Genomic DNA, 19307 nt, shown 5'->3' on the forward strand with positions numbered 1-19307 from the left:
TTATTCTGCTCTCTGATGAGATTAATCAGACGTTCGTATAGCGATGTGCTTTTTCACGATACTGGCTGATACGGCGTGGGGTGATCAGAGAACGCTCGTGATCCAAAACATCCGCCCCCAGCGTGTCAGCAATGCGCTGAACGGTTTGCAACATCAGATTAAAGTGCTCATCGGCCCGCCCTGCTTCCGCCGGCAACATCAGATAAAAAGCAACCCCCGGGGTTTCAAAATTATCGCTGCCGCCTTCTGGGAAGTGAGCCGGGTGCACCATGTTGGTCACGGTGAAAATAATCGGCCCTGTCCCCGCTTTGTCCAGGTGACGGTGGTAAACCGAATTCTCACCAAAAATCAGGTTGTTTTGCTCAAAAGCATTGAATAATTTACTGCCGCGCAATATGTGACCGTTACGAGCATGCACACCCAGAATCAGATAATCTGGTGGTAGCACTTCTGGTTCTGGTTCCGGAATCACTTCAGGCTCCACAATGACGGGCTCGGCGACTACTTGCTCGACAGGAACTGCCTCCGCCGGGTTGATTTGCGCAGCATGGCTGATTGGCGCAGCAGGTACATCCACAGGCACAACGTCAGACTGAGCTTGGCTATCGGACTCTGCAGGCATAAACGCCATCTGGTGTGCTGTCGCCTGAGGTTGCTTCTCGGCTTGCGGTACAACATGCTCGCTTTCTTCTACGACCGGCGCAAATGTCGGTTCCGCGCGCACAGGCTTATTAGCCGCTGCTTTCGAGGCAACCGGCTGTGGCGCAACGGTTTGCGATGCTGTAGTCGTTCGTGTTTGTGACGCGATTCCCTGAGCAGAAACGGTTTCAGAAACGATTGCTTGATGCGGTGCCATCGCTGGAGTCACAGTCTCAGGTACAGCCGCTGTTTGTGGTGCATGAACTACAGGCTGTAGCGAGTGCGGTTGCAGCTCTGGCGTAGGCGCAACTTCAACAAAGTCAGTTGGTGACGAAACCACGGGTTGTTGCGCTATTGGTTCTTGAAACACTGGCTGCTGAATACTAGGTTGCTGGATACCAGTCTGTTGGGTCGCAGGCTGCTCAGTGACAGGTTGTTCAGCAACTGGCTGAGGTGTGGCCTGAGTCGAAGGCTGCACGTCTAACAACGGGTCAACGTCCAGTTTGGCACCGAAATGCAATTCAGGTTCTTTTCGTTCCGGTTTAACCGGCTCCGGTTGCGGGCTTTCATGGTTCACGACACGTACTGAGCCCACACCATCTTTATCAAACCCGTCAGAGTCCCGAGATGATTCACTCAGCTTGCCCAGCGGTTTTTCGCTAAACTTCGCGGGCTTTTCCTTTCGACTGCTCCACAGACCATGCAGCAACAATGCTGCAATCGCGAGTGCACCAACAATAATTAGAACCAGACGCAATTCCTGCATATGAATACTCTGAATTTACTCGTTTCCCCATCAAGGGGTGAATCAACATTTCTGGTATCCCCCGGTATCGGCGATCCGGTAAGTACCGTGACACAAAAACCCGGTTGCAGTTTTCTCGTTTATCGCACTGACTCAGCAGACACGTAATTTGACGAACCATGTAGCCGGATTTATTACCCATGTGATTTTCTTGTTATCAAGAAAAATACACACCGGCAATCATTACTGTATCAAAACTCAAAACATAATGAGAAGGCGAATATGCTTAATCGTGTAAGATAGTGCTATCGAGCACAAAATCGACCACTCCTTGAACAATTTTACGGCGGCTTGACCTGTCAACAGCCCATGTAGATTGCGTCTTTCCGCTACACAACGTTAATATGCCCTCATACCCAACAAGGCTCATTAACGTATTCAGAGCCGTTGCCCTTTATTCGCCGAGGAGCTTTTATGCAATCACCGCGTCCTATTCAATCGCCATTAAGCGGTGCCGGATACTTTTTCCGTGGCCTGTCGTTGGCAATGGAGCCGGGAACCCGACGTTTCGTCCTGTTCCCGTTGCTGATCAACATTGTGCTTTTCGGCACCGCGTTTGGTTTTGTTCTAAGTCAGCTAGACGTCTGGATCAGTGGCTGGATGGACAAACTGCCAAGCTGGCTGGACTGGCTGTCATACGTATTGTGGCCTCTCATTGCTATCGCAGTACTGGTTACCTTCTCTTATATATTCAGCACCATTGCCAACTGGATTGCCGCACCCTTTAACGGCTTACTGGCTGAGCACCTGGAAGCCAAGCTAACCGGTAACAAAGCCCCTGATGCCAGCATTGCCACGGTCATGAAAGATCTGCCGCGCATCATGCACCGCGAATGGGTGAAGCTGAAATACTACCTGCCAAAAGCAATTGGTCTGCTGATCCTGTTATGGATTCCGGCCATTGGTCAGACGCTTGGCCCGGTGTTGTGGTTCTTGTTCAGCGCCTGGATGATGACAATCCAGTATGCGGACTACCCATTTGATAACCACAAAGTGCCCTTCCCAGCGATGCGCGATGCGCTTAAGCAAAAACGCGGGAAGTCGCTGAGTTTCGGCAGTCTGGTCATGCTGTGTACCATGACTCCAATCCTGAACCTGTTCGTCATGCCGGTTGCCGTCTGTGGTGCAACAGCGATGTGGGTGGATAACTACCGCAATCAGTATCGCAATTACTGATTCTCGTAACAAAATACCGCCAGAAAGCGAACCGGAAACGGTTCGCTTTTTACGTTTTGTGGCCTAGGTTTACATTTATTAACATGCACCCGCCCTGCCAATCTGAATGCGTCCTTTATAACAATAAGATATAACCACAAATTCCTTTTCAAACGTCTATCTGAGATTATGCTTAGAGTGTCATTTAATTTGAGCGTGTTACGAAGGAACGACACAATGAGCAAAATTTACGAAGATAACTCCCTTACTATTGGTAATACCCCTCTTGTTCGCCTTAATCGCGTCAGTAAAGGTAACGTTCTGGCTAAAATCGAAGCCCGTAACCCAAGCTTCAGCGTTAAATGCCGTATTGGCGCCAACATGATCTGGGATGCCGAGAAAAAAGGGATTCTGAAAGAAGGCGTGGAACTGGTCGAACCAACCAGTGGTAACACCGGGATCGCCCTGGCCTTTGTTGCCGCTGCACGTGGCTACAAACTGACTCTGACCATGCCTGAGAGCATGAGCCTTGAGCGCCGTAAGCTGCTGAAAGCTCTGGGTGCAAATCTGGTTCTAACCGAAGCCCCGAAAGGGATGAAAGGTGCGATTGAAAAAGCCGAAGAAATTGTCGCTTCAGCACCTGAAAAATACCTGCTTCTGCAACAGTTCAACAACCCAGCCAACCCGGAAATCCACGAAAAAACAACAGGCCCGGAAGTTTGGGATGCCACTGACGGCGAAATTGATGTGTTCGTATCCGGTGTCGGTACCGGTGGTACGCTGACAGGCGTCAGCCGTTACATCAAGCGCCAGAAAGGTAAAGCAATCACAACCGTTGCGGTTGAACCAAGCGAGTCACCAGTGATCACGCAGGCCCTGAACGGTGAAGAACTGAAACCAGCTCCTCACAAAATCCAGGGGATTGGCGCAGGCTTCATCCCAGGCAACCTGGAGCTGGATTTGATTGACGAAGTGCAACAGGTCAGCTCTGAAGACGCCATTGACATGGCACGTCGCCTGATGGAAGAAGAAGGCATTCTGGCAGGTATCTCATCCGGTGCGGCTGTTGTTGCAGCAAACCGTATTGCAGAGCGTCCAGAGTTCGCAGGTAAAAACATTGTTGTCATCCTGCCAAGTTCGGGTGAACGTTACCTATCTACTGCCCTGTTTGCCGGAATTTTCACCGAAAAAGAAACGCAACAGTGATCACAGTTTTAACGGATAACGTGATCTGAGTCATCTTAAAGCCCCCTAGCAGGGGGCTTTTTTGTTGCAATTCAGGCGTAGCTCTAATATAAATCCGGTGTGTTTTATTTCCAGCCTCAAAATAAAAGGTCAAAAAACGACCTGAAAGAGACATGGAAAGCGAGAAAAGTCACAAAACATTGACTTGGATTAAACTCAGGCACCGGATTGTTAAGGTAGTTTATACTCCAGATTAGCGAGCATAGCTTAAAAGGGTTAAGCTTACTTTCAGTTACGTTAAGATTAAATAAATAATATTTGTATCGGGGTGAAAAATGTATCAAAAGCAAGTTGAGATCACTGCAGAAAACGGTCTACACACTCGTCCAGCTGCTCAGTTCGTAAAAGAAGCAAAAGGCTTTGACGCAGACATCACAGTGACTTCAAACGGCAAAAGCGCTAGCGCTAAGAGCCTGTTCAAGCTTCAGACTCTAGGTCTAGTAAAAGGCACAGTAGTAACCATCTCTGCTGAAGGTACTCAAGCTCAAGAAGCTGTTGACCACCTGGTTGCCCTAATGGACGAACTGCATTAATCCGCAGCCCGTTTATTACTTTTCCTAGTTATACGTCAAATTAAGGTAAGGCTATGATTTCAGGTATCCTGGCATCTCCTGGTATTGCTTTTGGTAAAGCACTACTACTGCAGGAAGAAGAGATTGTTCTGAACAAGACTCCTGTTTCTGCAGACCAAATCGAGAATGAAATTCAGCGTTTCTTCGATGCTCGAAAAAAATCTTCTGAGCAACTGGAAGTAATCAAGGAAAAAGCGCGTGTTACCTTCGGTGAAGAGAAGGAAGCCATCTTTGAAGGCCATATCATGCTGCTGGAAGACGAAGAGCTTGAAGAAGAAATCATAGCCTTCATTAAAGACAACAAAGCATCAGCTGACTACGCTATCTACTCTATTATCGAAGAGCAGGCCGTTACGCTGGAATCTCTGGATGACGAATATCTGAAAGAGCGCGCTACCGACATCCGTGATATCGGCAGCCGTGTTGTGAAAAATGCTCTGGGTATTAACGTTGTTAACCTGAGTGCCATCAATGAAGAAGTGATTCTGGTTGCCAACGACCTGACACCTTCTGAAACCGCACAAATCAACCTGAACTACGTTCTGGGCTTTGTGACTGATATCGGTGGCCGTACTTCCCACACCTCCATCATGGCACGCTCTCTGGAGCTTCCAGCCATCGTTGGTACCAACAACATCACAGCGAAAGTGAAGAACGGCGACATGCTGATTCTTGACGCAATCAACAACCAGATTGTGATCAACCCGTCTGATGATGAGCTAACCAAATTCAAAGCAATCCGTGATCAGTATCAGGCTGAAAAAGAAGAACTGGCGAAACTGAAAGATCTGCCGGCAATTACGCTGGACGGTCACCAGGTAGAAGTCTGCGGTAACATCGGTACAGTTAAAGACTGTGACGGTATCAACCGTAACGGCGGTGAAGGTGTTGGCCTGTACCGTACTGAATTCCTGTTCATGGATCGCGATGCCCTTCCAACTGAGGAAGAGCAATACCAGGCTTACAAAGAAGTGGCTGAAGCCATGCACGGCGAGCCTGTGATTATCCGTACTATGGATATCGGTGGCGACAAAGATCTGCCATACATGGATCTGCCAAAAGAAATGAACCCGTTCCTGGGTTGGCGTGCGGTACGTATCAGCCTGGATCGTCGTGATATCCTGCGCGACCAGCTGCGCGGTATCCTGCGCGCGTCTGCCCACGGCAAGCTACGCGTTATGTTCCCGATGATTATCTCTGTTGAAGAGATCCGTGAACTGAAAGCAGCTATTGAAGAGTACAAAGCAGAACTGCGTGCTGAAGGTCTGGCGTTCGATGAAAGCATCGAAATCGGCGTGATGGTAGAAACCCCTGCTGCGGCGTCAATTGCGCACCACCTGGCTAAGGAAGTAGACTTCTTTAGTATTGGTACGAATGACTTAACCCAGTATACTCTTGCGGTTGACCGTGGTAATGAGCTGATTTCACACCTTTACAACCCACTGTCACCTGCGGTCCTGACCGTGATTAAGCAAGTTATTGATGCTTCTCACAAAGAAGGCAAGTGGACCGGTATGTGTGGTGAGCTGGCCGGTGACGAGCGTGCGACCCTACTCCTGCTGGGAATGGGCCTGGACGAGTTCAGCATGAGCGGAATTTCTATTCCACGCATTAAGAAGATTATCCGCAACGCGAACTATGCCGATGTGAAAGCCATGGCTGAGCAAGCGCTTGCTATGCCTACTGCCGCTGAAATCGAAGCGCACGTAGAAAAATTCATCGCAGAAAAGACCATCTGCTAAGATAGCTGCAGATAAAATAACAACGCTTAGGAGCAACGATATGGGTCTGTTTGACAAATTGAAGAAGCTGGTTTCTGACGACAGCGCTGAGGCTGGTGCAATTGAAATCATCGCGCCACTTTCTGGTGAAATTGTAAACATTGAAGATGTGCCAGATGTGGTTTTCGCTGAGAAAATCGTTGGTGACGGTATCGCTATCAAACCAGCTGGTAACAAGATGGTTGCCCCTGTAAACGGTACTATCGGTAAAATCTTCGAAACTAACCACGCTTTCTCTATCGAGTCTGACGACGGCATCGAACTGTTCGTTCACTTCGGTATTGACACTGTTGAACTGAAAGGCGAAGGCTTCACTCGCGTCGCTGAAGAAGGTCAAACAGTGAAAGTGGGCGACACTATCATTGAGTTCGATCTGGCACTGCTGGAAGAAAAAGCGAAATCTACTCTGACTCCTGTTGTTATCTCTAACATGGATGAAATCAAAGAGCTGAACAAGCTTTCTGGTGCAACCACTGTTGGTGAAACGCCTGTGCTGCGCGTTAAGAAATAAGACAACATCTGTTGTAGATAGCCACTCGCTATTGTGACATCAAAGCGCTGCCTTCGGGTGGCGCTTTTTGTTTGTCTGACATTGTGTAGCGCCCTGCCGCAACACAAACATAAAAAAGCGAGAGGCTTTGCTCTCGCTTGCTTTGATTCTGTAAAGCCTGCTTTTCTGAGTGTCTGATAGACTCCAGGAGGGCGATGTATATATCGCCCATTTTTCCTAATTCCCCGTGCTCTGCAGAGTCGCCCGCTGTCGCAACAGCATGGCAATCCACTGACCGGGGCAGAACATACACTCAAGCTTGGTACCGGCGCGACCTTGCCGGGATCTTTTCTGCCAGGCTGATTACAGAGACTGCAACATTTCCATTGATGGAGCGAAGAAATACGCCCCGGTAACCGCAGATGTAAAGCGCAGCAGTTGGTCAGTTTTACCGTCAGTATGGCCGTACATGCTTTCCAGCATCGCTTTAAAGTTATGCTGAGTATTGCAGTAAGCAATGAACAACAGGCCATGGTCGCCGCTGACAGTGCCGTATGGCAGGCTGTGACGAACGATTTTCAGCCCTTTGCCTTCTTCTTTAATGTCAACACGGCCAACATGAGATGCTGCAGGAACGTTCTCCAGCTCTACAGAATCTGGTTTGGTACGGCCAATCACTTTTTCCTGAGCCTGAATATTCAGTCGATTCCAGGCTGGCAGGTTATGAACAAAGCGCTGCATCATCACATAACTGCCGCCCGCAAATTCGCCATCCTGAATCAGTGCCACATCAGCACGCGCTTCACGGGTTTTCGGATTTTCCGTACCGTCAATAAAGTCCGTCATATCACGGGCATCCAAGTATTTGAACCCGTAAGTTTCGTCCAGAATGTCCAGCTCTTCCGCTACCGGTTCCATGAACTTGCGTAGCAGGTAGAAATTAAGGTCATGACGACTAGAGTTAACGTGCAACAGAATATCACCACCAGTTGCCGGAGCTGTAATCGCTCCCTCACCTAACGCAGTAAACTCATCAAACTGAGCCGGACAGCCTTTTTCCATCGTCAGCCAGAAAGGTTTACCGAATGCCACAGAGGCACGCAAATCCGCATGTTGCTGGCTATTGACACTCTCAACCAGATCATGAAGTTTCTGGCACTGCTCGACCAAAGCGTGTCGGTCACCTTTAACATTCATGACCACATACAGTGCAAATGGACCGGCCTCTGGCAAAATTAGGGGTTGTGCAGTTGCCATATCTTTCTCCTGTTATTGCTCTCATTGCGCTTCGCGCTTTTCAGTCCGTTGATTATAACGCGTTTTCCATCACTATCGTTGATCATTGTCAGCGGTCGCAAAAATCCGTGTTCGCCTTTACATCTTTGATTAAGTTGTTGAAAATAATGAACACCATTAAGCGCGCATTTGCATATTGTGAAATTCAGCCCTTTTCTCTTCCTTTTATACAGTCTGATTGCCTGGCCATCCTTCGCGCTTGAATCTGTCACGTTGCAATTGCGCTGGCATCATCAGGCGCAGTTTGCCGGTTATTACATGGCACAGGTAAAAGGTTTTTACCGTGAAGCTGGCATCAATGCCACGATTGTTCCCGGCGGAGAGGGAATTAATCCGCTCGAGCAGGTAATGAATAACCGGGCGGATTTTGGCGTTGGCAATACGGAGGTGCTGATCGGCTTCGGACAAGGCCAACCGGTTACCGCGCTGGCGGCCATTTACCAGCACTCACCGTCGATATTATTGGCCCGCTCCGATAGCCAGATTGATACCCTGACCGATCTGAAAGGCAAGCGGGTGATGATGTTTGCCGGCAGTACGGATGCCGAGCTGATCAGTTTGCTGACTGGCAACCAGATTCGCCTGAATGAGTTCGAGGCGGTGAATACCTCAGGGAATATTCAGGATCTGTTATCCGGCCGGGTCGACGTTTTCAACGGCTACCTGAATAATGAGCCCTACCTATTGAAGGAGTCGGGAGTCAAACCGGTGATCTTCCAGCCGGCTCAACATGGCATTGATTTTTACAGTGATATCCTGTTTACCCATCAACATACCACAGAGCAGAAACCGGATCTGGCAGAGCGATTCCGAACAGCCAGTATCAAGGGTTGGTACTATGCACTGTCCCACCCGGAAGAAACGCTGGATGTGATCGAATCACATTATCCGTCGCGAAAAACCCGTGAGCATCTGGCCTACGAACTGGAAACATCACGCCCGATGATCCTGGCTGATTTGATCGAAATTGGCCATATGAATCCCCATCGCTGGCAAACCATTGCCGATCAGTTGAGTCGGCATGCTCTGATGCCACCAACAACAATCAATGCACAGTTCCTGTTTCACTACGACTCCCCTGACGCTGACAACCACCTTCTGGCGATTGCTAACTCGGTATTTATCTTACTGGGCTTAGCGATGACTGCGGCTTTTCTTTACATCAAAAACGCCCGCCTCAAACGTGAAGTCAGTTTGCATAAACTGGCCAGAGAGCGGGCAAACCGTCAGGCACGCCGGGATCCATTGACCGGGGTTGCAAACCGGGTCGCGCTTCGGGAGATGTTGTGGGAAAGCATCTACAAGCCAAAGAATAAACAAGCTTGTCCTGTGTTACTGTTTATTGACCTGGATAACTTTAAAACGGTCAATGATACTTACGGCCATCAGGTAGGTGACATGGTGTTGCAGCAGTTTTGCCAGCGGGTGAAAGCGTTGTTGTCCGGAAGCGATGCTTTTTTTGCCCGGCTCGCAGGGGATGAATTTGTCGTTTTACTGCCCGACGCCCCCCACTCTGCGGCCGAGTCGCTGTCCCAACAGCTCAATCAACTGGCAACTGAACCCTTTCAGATGGGCAAGCAGTCAATACACATTGGCGCCAGTATCGGGGTCACCCGCTACCGGCAGGGAGACACACCAGATTACTTCTTATCCCGGGCTGATACCCAGATGTACAAAAACAAAAAACGCTCCCGACAGGAGCGCTCTTCTTCTGAGTTACCGATCTCTGACCAGTAAGGCAACTCAAATCATTTTTTTAGACCTACTTTTAGACCTACGCATACACCCGCGCGGCCAATCTTTAACGCAAAAAGCAGGTGCAAAAAGTAGGCGTAAAAATAAAGCCAAATCGTCGTTTAGACTGATGTCACGGCAACTTGCAGCTTCAGTTGTTTTTCCCCTTCACTGTCTTGCCCTTCATACAAAATCGGGGTATCCAGTCCAGTGGAAAGGGTTGGAGCAATCAGGGTTCGCCAGCCGCCATCATCAAGTCGCTCCTGCACCTTAAAGGCAATCTTCACTTGTTCGGCGGAGACTTCTATCAATTCAGCACTCCCCACCAATTCGCGTTGATTCTGGCCAATTTCATCCAGTGTGCCAAAAAATACCGTTTCTTCACCTGGCAACAGCGACAGTGACGTATTCACCGACCGGGTCATACCTGCCCCAGTCAGCTCAAAATTAACATCCAGCAACCAGTCAGCCATGGCTAACGGGCTTAATAACGCACTAAACAGAACCAGGCCTTTACCCCAATCGTTCATGTTTGTTACCTCTCTATGGGCTTGTCGGCAAATGTGTTTCTGACCCGAGAACTTCTGAGTAAGTAACCGCCCAGCCATAGCGTCAGTAACAGGCTGATAGCTCGGGTCCAGCTGAACGCCCCGTGGGTCAGGATCAGCTGATGCATTTGCAACGCACAATCTGTGATATATGCCAGCAACAGGATGATTTTCCCCCGCTGCCAGATAAAATTAATGACTTTGTTGTTCTTATATCGGTGACCGGACAACCACATCAGCAACATTGCCGGGAGGCCGATCGCCATTGCCAGGTACAAGTTCTGTGGCAACGGATACAATGTTTCCAGAATCCGGGCTCCTTGCTGTCGACTGGCCCCTGCAATAATAAAAACCAGCCAGCCTTTTGCGCTGAAAAACAGAGTTAGCCATAACATGGCTGAAGGTTTCAGCAGCCCGTGACGGTCATAGGCTTCAATCGGGTATAACACCGTATTTCCCCAAACAATTGCGATTTCAAATGGCGTTTCACATGCTAATGACTGACATGCCATTTGCTGACGTCATACCTTATGACTCAGGCATGTCATCGACTTGCTACATGCGACTTACTCTATGCAATGGAGGCTGATGTGATCATTTTCAACACCAGCGCAGGTCAACGGTGTTTTCTGCTATATCTGACCGGTTTACTCAAGATAAGCCTTTATGATTATCGCACCAGCAGCCGTGGTAAATTCTGTGCTTTAACGCACTTTAAAACAGTTCAACTTGTAGCCAAGTTCACGTTTTTACGTTAAGTAACACACAAATTTCTAGTTTTATTACACAAGTCACATTGGGGATAATTATGCACCACCTCCCGAAAACCCCCTAATAATTCATTACTTTTCATTGCGTTAAAGATAAAAATAAAAATTCACACTTGGGCAAAATTCATTCACACAATGAAATATTTTTACGTGTTGTGTGATCACTTTTCATTGCCTATCGCATTAGCTTTCCCGCTGACGGAGGGTATAATTTGCCTCTGATAAATGATTCGACATTACACAACGACGGCAATCACTATGGCAGTCAAAAAACCACAGCAAACCCCATCTCCGGAAACCCAAGCAGAAGCAATGCGCATTGCCCGCGCGACGCAAAAACCGGGGCAAACCAAGGAACAAACCAAACTGATTGCTCAGGGAATTCAACACGGTATAGAGCAGTACAAGAAGCAACAGAAAGCCAAGGCTCGAGAAAGAGATAAACTACGAAAGAAACAGTCCAAGGATAAGAACCCACTTAACGACCCGGCTACTTCTTACGACCACGACAATATCGCCCCACATGACCCATCATTGGCTACCCCGTCTCGCCAACAATGGCTTCCCTGGGTTCTTCTTGGCTTATCGTGGGTCGGGTTTCTGGCTTTCTACCTGCTGTAACCCATACAGAAGCTGCATTGGCGCTCAGCAAGACCGCCAACAGATATTGCGTTCATCCGAACCCAGACGACATACAAGGAATTCTGTCATGATAACAAGTCGATTACGCTTCTCCCGCTTTCCATTACTGACGGCTTTGAGCTTGGTACTCGCGGCGTGCAGCAGCACTGCTGCCCAACAGTCATCAGAAAATGACACGAGCACTCTCAATCACATCAAAATTGCTCAGCCGTGCGGCGACAAACCTAATTGCGTCTCCACACTTGATGCGCGTCAGGATTTTCAGCTTGCTCCGTTTACGCTGACGGAAAAAGGAGAAAAATACTGGAAAGCGGTCAAACGGGTCGCGACTCTGTTACCGGGAGCACGGATGGTTGAAGATAAACCGGACTATATCCGCATCGAGTGCACCAGCCGGGTCTTTAAGTTTGTGGATGATTTTGAGGTCCAGCGCGACGGCAACCAGCTCATTGTCCGCTCAGCATCCCGAGTCGGGTACTATGACTTCGGCGTCAATCGCGATCGCGCTGATCAGTTCCGAGAGTTATTAAAAGCGCAGGGTTATTTGCAATAACTTATTTGATAATAATTATCAGTTAGATCTATAATACTGGCTGGAATGACTCTTCTTGTTGGGGTGTCTTATGACCAAAGCCAGTTTTTTGCTGTTCTGTGTGATGGGCATCATCTGTATGACACTGCTGCAACTTATTGATGCCAGTGTCGGTATACTGACGCCTGACCAGTATTTGCTGGAGTGGGGTGCCCTGGATGCTATCTGGATCAGCCTGCTCGCTTTAGCGGTATATGAAAATTTTCTGCACCGCGAATAATGCCGCCGACTCTTTTCAGGCTCAGGCTTAGCCTACAGCGAAGGACTAAGACAGGGCTGGAAAGACCAAAGGCTAAGAACGAAAAAGCCATGCCTCCTGACTACGGTCAGAAGACATGGCTTACGTTGGCTGATGCAATCACACCAGTCACCACCGACGCAACCGGTACTTAACTTTGCTTGTCTTTTCCTAACGACAGCAGACCAATGCAAATCACCGCGACGGCCAGAAAACCGCTCAAAATTATGACTGGCATCGCCGCATAACCCAGTGTGTGCCAGATTACCGATTCGAGTGTACTCATACGTTTCTCCTCCTCTACCGACGGCTACTGCCAGCCTTCGATGCCTTTCATATCAGGCAGTTTGTGAGCAATCCCTTTATGACAGTCCACACAGGTTTTCTCACCGGATGCCAACGCGGTAGAGTGCTGTTTCACACTGCGCGCGCCCTGCTCTGAGAAATCCATATACTCAAATTCATGGCAGTTGCGGCACTCTTTGGAATCGTTATTTTTCATCCGGTGCCATTCCCGGTTAGCCAAATGACCGCGCCTTTCCTGGAACTTTTCTTCCGTGTCAATCGTGCCTATCGCAAAGGCCACCAGCTCTTTCGATGCCTGTACCTTGCGCACAATTTTATCGGTCCAGTTATGCGGAACATGGCAATCAGAACAGATAGCCCTGACCCCAGAGCGGTTCGAGTAGTGAATCGTTTCCCGAATTTCTTTCACAATCGGCGCATGACACCCGGAGCAGAACTCTTCCGTATTCGTCGCTTCCATCCCGGTGTTAAATGCACCCCAGAACAGCAGGCCGCCCATAAAACCCATGAACAGGACCAGCCCGACCGCCACTTTACTTGGCGAGGTGAAGCGCCGCCAAAAGGATTTGATTATCTTCATTAATAGCCTCTTCTTTTCTATCCGGCTACTCGCGCAGCGCATCAACACGCTGGAAGTCATTGTCGACCAGTGGCTTCGCATCTGCCTGAGGCACATGGCACTGAAGACAGAAGTAACGCGATGGTGAGACATCAGACAGTACCTGCCCCTGACGAGGAGACTGGTAATGCGTCACACTGATTTTGGTCGCGCCCATGTCGTTGGCATTTTTCCAGCTGTGGCAGGCCAGACATTTATTGGCATTCAGAGAGACTTCATAGTTACGGATGGTATGCGGAATCAGCGGTGGCTGATAAACATAATCACTGTTAATGGTGCCCTGATCGCGAGGGTACCGTTTCATCGGATCAGCCGGACGGGTTTCTTCCAGGTTGGTGGCCCCACGCAACGAAGACAGGCCACCTGTGCCGCCCGGATGATTCAGTGCTTCAGCACTGTGAACAACGCCGGTCAGCATCATACCGACTGCCAGAACTGCTAAGACTAATCGTTTCATTCTATTCTCCGCCTTAATGGCTAAATTCAGGTCGAGAGCAGGCTGCCTGCGTCAGGCAAACAGCCGCTGCTACATAGGTGACTTATCAGGCTTTAGAAATTTTGACCGGGCACTTCTTGAAGTCGGTCTGTTTCGATAACGGATCCGTTGCATCCAGAATCAGCTTGTTCACCAGAATTCGGGCATCAAAGAACGGAATGAAAACCAGCCCGACCGGTGGACGGTTACGACCACGGGTTTCAACGCGGCAGCGCACTTCACCCCGGCGAGACTGAACCAGTACCTCATCGCCACGACGCAAACCACGAGCCTGCGCATCATCCGGGTGGATGAAACACACCGCATCCGGCACCGCTTTGTACAGCTCAGGTACCCGACGGGTCATCGTTCCGGTATGCCAGTGCTCCAGTACACGGCCAGTACACAGCCACATGTCGTAGTCTTTATCCGGGGTTTCCGGTGCCGGCTCAAACGGTGCAAAAATGATATTCGCTTTACCGTCAGCGTTGCCGTAGAACTGATAGCCTTTACCTGCTGCAACGTACGGATCGGAACCTTCAATGAAACGCCACTGGGTTTCTTTGCCGTTCACGACCGGCCAGCGCAGACCGCGTACCTGATGGTAGGTATCATATGGTGCCAAATCGTGACCATGGCCGCGCCCAAACGAGGCGTATTCCTCAAACAACCCTTTTTGCAGGTAGAAACCCTGCGCCTGCGCATCATCATTCAGCGCCTGCGCTTCAGACAGCGGGAACTGGTCAATCTGGCCGTTGCGGAATAACACATCAAACAGCGTTTTACCACGGTACTGCGGTGCCTTTGCCAGCAGTGCGTCATCCCACACTTCTTCAACCTTGAAGCGCTTGGTAAATTCCATGATCTGCCACAGATCCGATTTAGCCTCACCCGGCGCTTTTACCTGCTGATACCAAACCTGAGTACGGCGTTCAGCATTGCCGTAAGCCCCTTCCTTCTCAACCCACATGGCGGTTGGCAGAATCAGGTCGGCAGCCTGCGCAGTCGCAGTCGGGTACGGGTCAGAGCAGACAATGAAGTTCTCTGGGTTACGGTAACCCGGCAGGCGCTCTTCATTGATATTCGGACCGGCCTGCATGTTGTTGTTACACATTACCCAGTAAGCATTCATTTTGCCGTCTTTCAGCATCCGGTCCTGCAACACTGCGTGGTAACCCGGTTTTGGCGGAATCGTCCCTTCCGGCAATTTCCAGATTTTTTCAGCAATCGCGCGGTGCTTCGGATTGGCCACCACCATGTCTGCCGGCAGACGGTGAGAGAATGTTCCCACTTCACGAGCCGTACCACAGGCGGATGGCTGACCAGTCAGCGAAAACGGGCCACTCCCCGGTTGAGAAATTTTGCCAGTCAGCAGGTGGATGTTGTACACCAGGCTGTTCATCCACACCCCACGGGTGTGCTGGTTCATGCCCATGGTCCACAACGACATCACCTTCACATTTGGATCGGCGTACTGCTTGGCCAGCTCGATCAGCTTATCCTGCGGGACACCGGACATTTCTGAGGCTTTCTCGACGGTGTATTCCGCCACCGATGCTTTGTATTCCTCAAAGCTCATCGGGTGCATCTTGCCCGAGTTGGCGTTCTTCGCTTTCACCTGCAGCGGGTGATCATCACGCAGGCCGTAGCCGATATCAGTGTCAGCACGTTTGAAATTGGTGTGCTTATTAACAAAGTCCCAGTTAACGGCATCATTTTCGATGATGTAATTGGCAATAAAGTTTGCAATCGCCAGATCCGTCTGCGGATGGAAGATCATGCCGTTATCTGCCAGCTCAAACGAACGGTGCTGGTAAGTGGACAGTACGTTCACCTTCACATGCGGATGGCTCAGACGACGATCCGTCACACGGGTCCACAATACTGGGTGCATCTCGGCCATGTTCGAGCCCCACAGCACAAAGGCATCGGCATTTTCAAAGTCGTCATAGCACCCCATCGGCTCATCGATACCGAACGTCCGCATGAATGCCCCTACGGCGGATGCCATGCAGTGACGCGCATTCGGGTCAATGTTGTTGGAGCGGAAACCGGCTTTCATCATTTTGGAGGCCGCATAGCCTTCCATAACCGTCCACTGGCCGGAGCCGAACATTCCCACCCCAGTTGGGCCCAGTTTGTTCAGCGCGGCCTTCCATTTCTCGGCCATGACGTCAAATGCCTGATCCCAGGACACCGGCTGAAAATCGCCGTCTTTGTGATATTTGCCGTCTTTCATGCGTAGCAAAGGGGTCTGCAAACGGTCGGTGCCGTACATGATTTTCGACAGGAAATAGCCTTTAATACAGTTCAGGCCACGGTTGACCGGAGCTTCAGGGTCCCCTTGAGTAGCCACAACCCGCCCGTTCTGCGTCCCCACCAAAACAGAACACCCGGTGCCACAAAAACGACAAGGCGCTTTATCCCATTTAATTTTGGTTTCGTCAGAACTAACAATTAAGTTAGTTGCTGAAGCCGGTAGCGAGATTCCCGCTACCGCTGCTGCTGAAGCAGCGGCGTTTGCTTTCACAAACGCACGTCTTGTCATTTTCATGAATCATCCTCAGATTGCGAATCAAAGTGTTCAATTTGGTGATACACTAAAAACGTCGTTAAAACGTGTTCTAAGTTATTGATTTTATCTATGGTATCGGTCACGAAGCCCTGGTTTTCAGTTTCCAGAACCACAATGACTTTCCCTTCTTCACTGTCGCCGTAAATTTCCGCATTGGGCATGGCCGCGATTTGATCTTTCACGGAATCCAGAAAAGCCGGCTTCACATGCACGACCAGACTTGAGATATGGACTTCTTGTAGTGCCATGGCCTAACTCTCTTTGTTTTTAGGATTAACCACTGTGATCGCTGAGGTCGGGCAAACCGACACACACGCACCACACCCGGTACAATTGGTTGCCTCAAGTTCAGGCTGGGCCACGCCACCCGGTTGCAGCCGAAAACGGATTGCCTGGGTTTCACACATGTCGCCGCAACTGCGACATTCAACATGCTGATACGCCAGACACCCCTCTCCGATTTCCGCTACCATTGCCCATGCTGGCGTGGTTTGGGGATGAAACAGCGGTTCCGGACACACATCGGCGCAACGATAGCAAAACGTGCATTCGCCCCGTTTAAAATCGACTTCAGGAAAACCGCCGTCCCCGTGAATAATGATCTGCGTTTCACAGGCCGCGGCACACTTCCCGCATCGGGTGCAGCCGTCCGTGAAAATGTCGTCGTTAACCATCCAGGGTAAGCGTTGTTGCTCAGGTTTCGAGCGTCGGGTCAGTAAGCGGCGACGGGAGCGATCAAACATTGACTCATTCCTTTATGAAATATTATTAATAAACATAGCGCTTACCGACGGGCATACTCGCATCAGTACCGAATTCACCCGCTGAGTTGCTGCATTCGCAGCAAGCTTATTCACAAGCTGTCATTTTCTGACACCGCCAGTGTAAATTTAGTAATAAATGCTTAAATACCTAGTAAGGGTTAAATAGGGGGGGACTTTGTTTTGGATCAATAAAAGTCAACGACAGCTCTCACACTATTGACTGGCATTCTTGAGGCAGACACCCCAAATATTCCAAAAAGGGATAAAACACAATGAGCATTCCCATTCTGCCGCAAGTCAGCGTACACTCAGTTCAGCCACCTTTCCGTCACTAATCCAATAAATAATAAGGAAGAATTGTGCAGAACCGGCCACTAAAGCCCGTGACGACCACCATCGCCCGATCCATGCTCGCCATCCTGCTGTTGTCGGTTGCCACTACCAGCTTCGCCCTGCTGACGCTGGCATCGAGCTTGAACGATGCTGAAGCCATTAACGTTTCCGGATCACTGAGGATGCAGAGCTACCGCCTGGCCTATGATGTCGAAACGGAATCACCCGATTTACTCCTGCATGTTGAACAGTTTGAGCACTCGCTTCTGTCACCTTCCATGGCCGCTTTGTCACACTGGACCGTCCCGGACACCATTCAGTCCCATTACAGCAATTTGCTGCATCGCTGGCAGACACTTTATCCCTTGCTCCGGGATGGTGACGAGCAGGCTTACCTTCGCGAGGTTGCGCACTTTGTCGATCATATCGACGCATTTGTCCTCGAATTACAGGAATTTTCCACCATTAAACTCCAGGTCCTATCGATTGTCGGCGGCCTGGGGTTAAGCCTGATTCTGCTGGTTGCCCTGTTCACGATTCATTTCACTCAGCGCAAAATTGTCAGCCCACTCAAGCAGCTGGTGTTTGCCAGTGAACAAGTGAAAAACGGTCAGTTCACTCTGAACCTCAACCTAAAAAGTGATAATGAGCTGGGTCTGCTGGCTGGCACGTTTAACACCATGGCTTCAGAGCTGGGCAAGCTGTACCGCAACCTGGAAAAGAAAGTGGATGAAAAAACCCGCCGCCTGCGCCAGGCGAACGATTCACTGCAGGTGCTGTATAACTGCTCGCAGGAGCTGACCGAAAGCCGGCTGACCTCGAAGAACTTTGCCGCGATGCTAAAAACCTTGCTTCATATTGAGGGGCTGACCGCGACCAAACTGGTGATCGAGGAAGCCAGCGGTGCCAATACAGAAATCAGCGCCGGCACACCGACTGAAGGTCACTGGCACTATCAGGATTTGGAGCTCGACGGCCAGATTCTGGGACAGCTCTGGTGGCAATACACCCTGCCCTGTCCGGATCAGAGCCTGATCGACAACATCAGCCGCACCCTTGCGCGGGGCATTTATTACAACCGGGCCCAGAAACAGGCTGAGCAGTTACTGCTGATGGAAGAACGGGCCACTATCGCCCGCGAGCTGCATGACTCCCTGGCGCAGTCGCTGTCTTACCTGAAGATTCAGGTGACCCTGCTCAAGCGCCAGCTCAGCCAGGACGAAAAGGAACGGGCGATGGCGATCATCGGTGAAATTGACGCCGGCTTGTCGGGTGCCTACACCCAGCTGCGGGAACTGCTGAGCACTTTCCGGCTGACCATCAAAGAGGCCAACTTTGGTGAAGCTCTGGTCGAAATGCTCAAGCCGCTGGAAGATCAAAGCGATGCATTGCTGATCATCGATAATCAGCTGTCGTCGCTTAACCTTGATGCGCACCATCAGATCCATCTGCTGCAACTCATCCGTGAAGCGGTACTCAATGCCATCAAGCATGCCGCGGCAGACGAAATCATCATCACTTGCAGCCAAAATGAACACGATATTACTATCAGCGTCAAAGATGACGGGATTGGATTTGACCCGGCCAACGAAAAACTTAACCATTATGGTCTGGCGATCATGACGGAGCGGGCATCGCGCCTGCACGGTACACTGGATATAAACACGACCCAAGGCTCCGGGAGCGAGGTATTGCTTCGTTTTCAACTGGAGCCTCAAGGATAACGAT

20 protein-coding genes are annotated in these 19307 nt (G+C 50.0%); 10 read left to right on the plus strand and 10 right to left on the minus strand.

Annotation, left to right across the window (positions count from 1 at the left end):
* Positions 1-25: 25 nt before the first annotated feature.
* Entirely contained in the window at positions 26-1405 is a 1380-nt protein-coding gene (gene zipA, locus C9I92_RS04155; protein ID WP_047883876.1) for a cell division protein ZipA, read from the minus strand.
* A gap of 453 nt (positions 1406-1858) precedes the next feature.
* Between zipA and cysZ the strand changes: the two genes are divergently transcribed.
* The 5 genes from cysZ (at position 1859) to crr (ending at position 6708) form a co-directional block, all read left to right on the plus strand.
* Complete coding sequence (gene cysZ, locus C9I92_RS04160) at positions 1859-2620, plus strand: sulfate transporter CysZ (RefSeq protein WP_047883877.1); 762 nt, start codon at positions 1859-1861, stop codon at positions 2618-2620.
* Between the two features lie 216 nt (positions 2621-2836).
* A complete protein-coding gene (cysK, locus tag C9I92_RS04165) occupies positions 2837-3805 on the plus strand; it encodes a cysteine synthase A (RefSeq protein WP_047883878.1) in 969 nt (322 codons plus the stop codon).
* A 314-nt stretch (positions 3806-4119) separates the two neighbouring features.
* On the plus strand, positions 4120-4377 hold the full coding sequence (gene ptsH / locus C9I92_RS04170) for a phosphocarrier protein Hpr (RefSeq protein ID WP_047883879.1): 258 nt from the start codon (positions 4120-4122) through the stop codon (positions 4375-4377).
* Positions 4378-4430: 53 nt separating this feature from the next.
* On the plus strand, positions 4431-6158 hold the full coding sequence (ptsI, locus tag C9I92_RS04175; RefSeq protein WP_047883880.1) for a phosphoenolpyruvate-protein phosphotransferase PtsI: 1728 nt from the start codon (positions 4431-4433) through the stop codon (positions 6156-6158).
* Between the two features lie 40 nt (positions 6159-6198).
* Entirely contained in the window at positions 6199-6708 is a 510-nt protein-coding gene (gene crr, locus C9I92_RS04180) for a PTS glucose transporter subunit IIA (protein ID WP_047883881.1), read from the plus strand.
* Positions 6709-7050: 342 nt separating this feature from the next.
* Here the strand turns inward: crr and C9I92_RS04190 are convergent, their stop codons facing one another.
* Positions 7051-7944, minus strand: coding sequence for a Dyp-type peroxidase (locus C9I92_RS04190; RefSeq protein ID WP_047883883.1), 894 nt, complete (start codon positions 7942-7944; stop codon positions 7051-7053).
* 177 nt (positions 7945-8121) lie between these two features.
* Here C9I92_RS04190 and C9I92_RS04195 point away from each other — a divergent pair, with 177 nt between their 5' ends.
* On the plus strand, positions 8122-9720 hold the full coding sequence (locus C9I92_RS04195; RefSeq protein WP_053061725.1) for a GGDEF domain-containing protein: 1599 nt from the start codon (positions 8122-8124) through the stop codon (positions 9718-9720).
* Positions 9721-9839: 119 nt separating this feature from the next.
* Here C9I92_RS04195 and C9I92_RS04200 read toward each other — a convergent pair whose 3' ends face one another.
* Entirely contained in the window at positions 9840-10247 is a 408-nt protein-coding gene (locus C9I92_RS04200; RefSeq protein ID WP_047883884.1) for a hypothetical protein, read from the minus strand.
* Positions 10248-10252: 5 nt separating this feature from the next.
* Positions 10253-10714, minus strand: coding sequence for a DUF2919 domain-containing protein (locus C9I92_RS04205; protein ID WP_047883988.1), 462 nt, complete (start codon positions 10712-10714; stop codon positions 10253-10255).
* Positions 10715-11293: 579 nt separating this feature from the next.
* Here C9I92_RS04205 and C9I92_RS04210 point away from each other — a divergent pair.
* The 3 genes from C9I92_RS04210 to C9I92_RS04220 all read left to right on the plus strand — a co-directional run bounded on the left by C9I92_RS04210 (position 11294) and on the right by C9I92_RS04220 (position 12489).
* On the plus strand, positions 11294-11656 hold the full coding sequence (locus C9I92_RS04210) for a DUF2956 domain-containing protein (RefSeq protein ID WP_047883989.1): 363 nt from the start codon (positions 11294-11296) through the stop codon (positions 11654-11656).
* 88 nt (positions 11657-11744) lie between these two features.
* On the plus strand, positions 11745-12230 hold the full coding sequence (locus tag C9I92_RS04215) for a DUF1499 domain-containing protein (RefSeq protein WP_084712459.1): 486 nt from the start codon (positions 11745-11747) through the stop codon (positions 12228-12230).
* 70 nt (positions 12231-12300) lie between these two features.
* Positions 12301-12489 (plus strand): hypothetical protein, encoded by a 189-nt coding sequence (locus C9I92_RS04220; protein ID WP_047883885.1) that lies wholly within the window; start codon positions 12301-12303, stop codon positions 12487-12489.
* A 169-nt stretch (positions 12490-12658) separates the two neighbouring features.
* Here the strand turns inward: C9I92_RS04220 and C9I92_RS04225 are convergent, their stop codons facing one another.
* From C9I92_RS04225 to napF, 6 genes are all read right to left on the minus strand, one after another.
* The gene (locus C9I92_RS04225; RefSeq protein WP_084712460.1) at positions 12659-12793 is read right to left on the minus strand and encodes a TIGR02808 family protein; all 135 of its coding nucleotides are present in this window, start codon (positions 12791-12793) and stop codon (positions 12659-12661) included.
* 24 nt (positions 12794-12817) lie between these two features.
* Positions 12818-13393 (minus strand): NapC/NirT family cytochrome c, encoded by a 576-nt coding sequence (locus tag C9I92_RS04230; RefSeq protein ID WP_047883886.1) that lies wholly within the window; start codon positions 13391-13393, stop codon positions 12818-12820.
* Between the two features lie 25 nt (positions 13394-13418).
* Positions 13419-13889, minus strand: a complete 471-nt coding sequence (locus tag C9I92_RS04235; RefSeq protein WP_047883887.1) for a nitrate reductase cytochrome c-type subunit — start codon at positions 13887-13889, stop codon at positions 13419-13421.
* An 85-nt stretch (positions 13890-13974) separates the two neighbouring features.
* Entirely contained in the window at positions 13975-16461 is a 2487-nt protein-coding gene (gene napA, locus C9I92_RS04240; protein ID WP_047883888.1) for a periplasmic nitrate reductase subunit alpha, read from the minus strand.
* Entirely contained in the window at positions 16458-16730 is a 273-nt protein-coding gene (locus C9I92_RS04245; protein ID WP_047883889.1) for a chaperone NapD, read from the minus strand. The genes napA and C9I92_RS04245 overlap by 4 nt, the downstream gene beginning before the upstream one ends.
* A gap of 3 nt (positions 16731-16733) precedes the next feature.
* On the minus strand, positions 16734-17225 hold the full coding sequence (gene napF / locus C9I92_RS04250) for a ferredoxin-type protein NapF (protein WP_047883890.1): 492 nt from the start codon (positions 17223-17225) through the stop codon (positions 16734-16736).
* Positions 17226-17605: 380 nt separating this feature from the next.
* On the opposite strand from napF, the gene narQ reads away from it, so the two are divergent.
* Positions 17606-19303 carry a nitrate/nitrite two-component system sensor histidine kinase NarQ gene (gene narQ / locus C9I92_RS04255; RefSeq protein ID WP_047883891.1) on the plus strand — a complete coding sequence of 566 codons (1698 nt, stop codon included), beginning with the start codon at positions 17606-17608 and terminating at the stop codon, positions 19301-19303.
* Positions 19304-19307: the final 4 nt, after the last annotated feature.

The organism is Photobacterium ganghwense, from assembly GCF_003025595.1.
GTDB lineage: Bacteria > Pseudomonadota > Gammaproteobacteria > Enterobacterales > Vibrionaceae > Photobacterium > Photobacterium ganghwense.

Bases quoted from the DNA above. Each gene is read 5' to 3' on its own strand.
- C9I92_RS04235 (WP_047883887.1), bottom strand. From the start codon at position 13,889: ATGAAACGATTAGTCTTAGCAGTTCTGGCAGTCGGTATGATGCTGACC.
- ptsH (WP_047883879.1), top strand. From the start codon at position 4,120: ATGTATCAAAAGCAAGTTGAGATCACTGCAGAAAACGGTCTACACACT.
- C9I92_RS04200 (WP_047883884.1), bottom strand. From the start codon at position 10,247: ATGAACGATTGGGGTAAAGGCCTGGTTCTGTTTAGTGCGTTATTAAGC.
- ptsI (WP_047883880.1), top strand. From the start codon at position 4,431: ATGATTTCAGGTATCCTGGCATCTCCTGGTATTGCTTTTGGTAAAGCA.
- zipA (WP_047883876.1), bottom strand. From the start codon at position 1,405: ATGCAGGAATTGCGTCTGGTTCTAATTATTGTTGGTGCACTCGCGATT.
- C9I92_RS04220 (WP_047883885.1), top strand. From the start codon at position 12,301: ATGACCAAAGCCAGTTTTTTGCTGTTCTGTGTGATGGGCATCATCTGT.
- C9I92_RS04190 (WP_047883883.1), bottom strand. From the start codon at position 7,944: ATGGCAACTGCACAACCCCTAATTTTGCCAGAGGCCGGTCCATTTGCA.
- C9I92_RS04230 (WP_047883886.1), bottom strand. From the start codon at position 13,393: ATGAAGATAATCAAATCCTTTTGGCGGCGCTTCACCTCGCCAAGTAAA.
- crr (WP_047883881.1), top strand. From the start codon at position 6,199: ATGGGTCTGTTTGACAAATTGAAGAAGCTGGTTTCTGACGACAGCGCT.
- cysK (WP_047883878.1), top strand. From the start codon at position 2,837: ATGAGCAAAATTTACGAAGATAACTCCCTTACTATTGGTAATACCCCT.
- C9I92_RS04245 (WP_047883889.1), bottom strand. From the start codon at position 16,730: ATGGCACTACAAGAAGTCCATATCTCAAGTCTGGTCGTGCATGTGAAG.
- napA (WP_047883888.1), bottom strand. From the start codon at position 16,461: ATGAAAATGACAAGACGTGCGTTTGTGAAAGCAAACGCCGCTGCTTCA.
- C9I92_RS04215 (WP_084712459.1), top strand. From the start codon at position 11,745: ATGATAACAAGTCGATTACGCTTCTCCCGCTTTCCATTACTGACGGCT.
- C9I92_RS04225 (WP_084712460.1), bottom strand. From the start codon at position 12,793: ATGAGTACACTCGAATCGGTAATCTGGCACACACTGGGTTATGCGGCG.
- C9I92_RS04210 (WP_047883989.1), top strand. From the start codon at position 11,294: ATGGCAGTCAAAAAACCACAGCAAACCCCATCTCCGGAAACCCAAGCA.
- cysZ (WP_047883877.1), top strand. From the start codon at position 1,859: ATGCAATCACCGCGTCCTATTCAATCGCCATTAAGCGGTGCCGGATAC.
- napF (WP_047883890.1), bottom strand. From the start codon at position 17,225: ATGTTTGATCGCTCCCGTCGCCGCTTACTGACCCGACGCTCGAAACCT.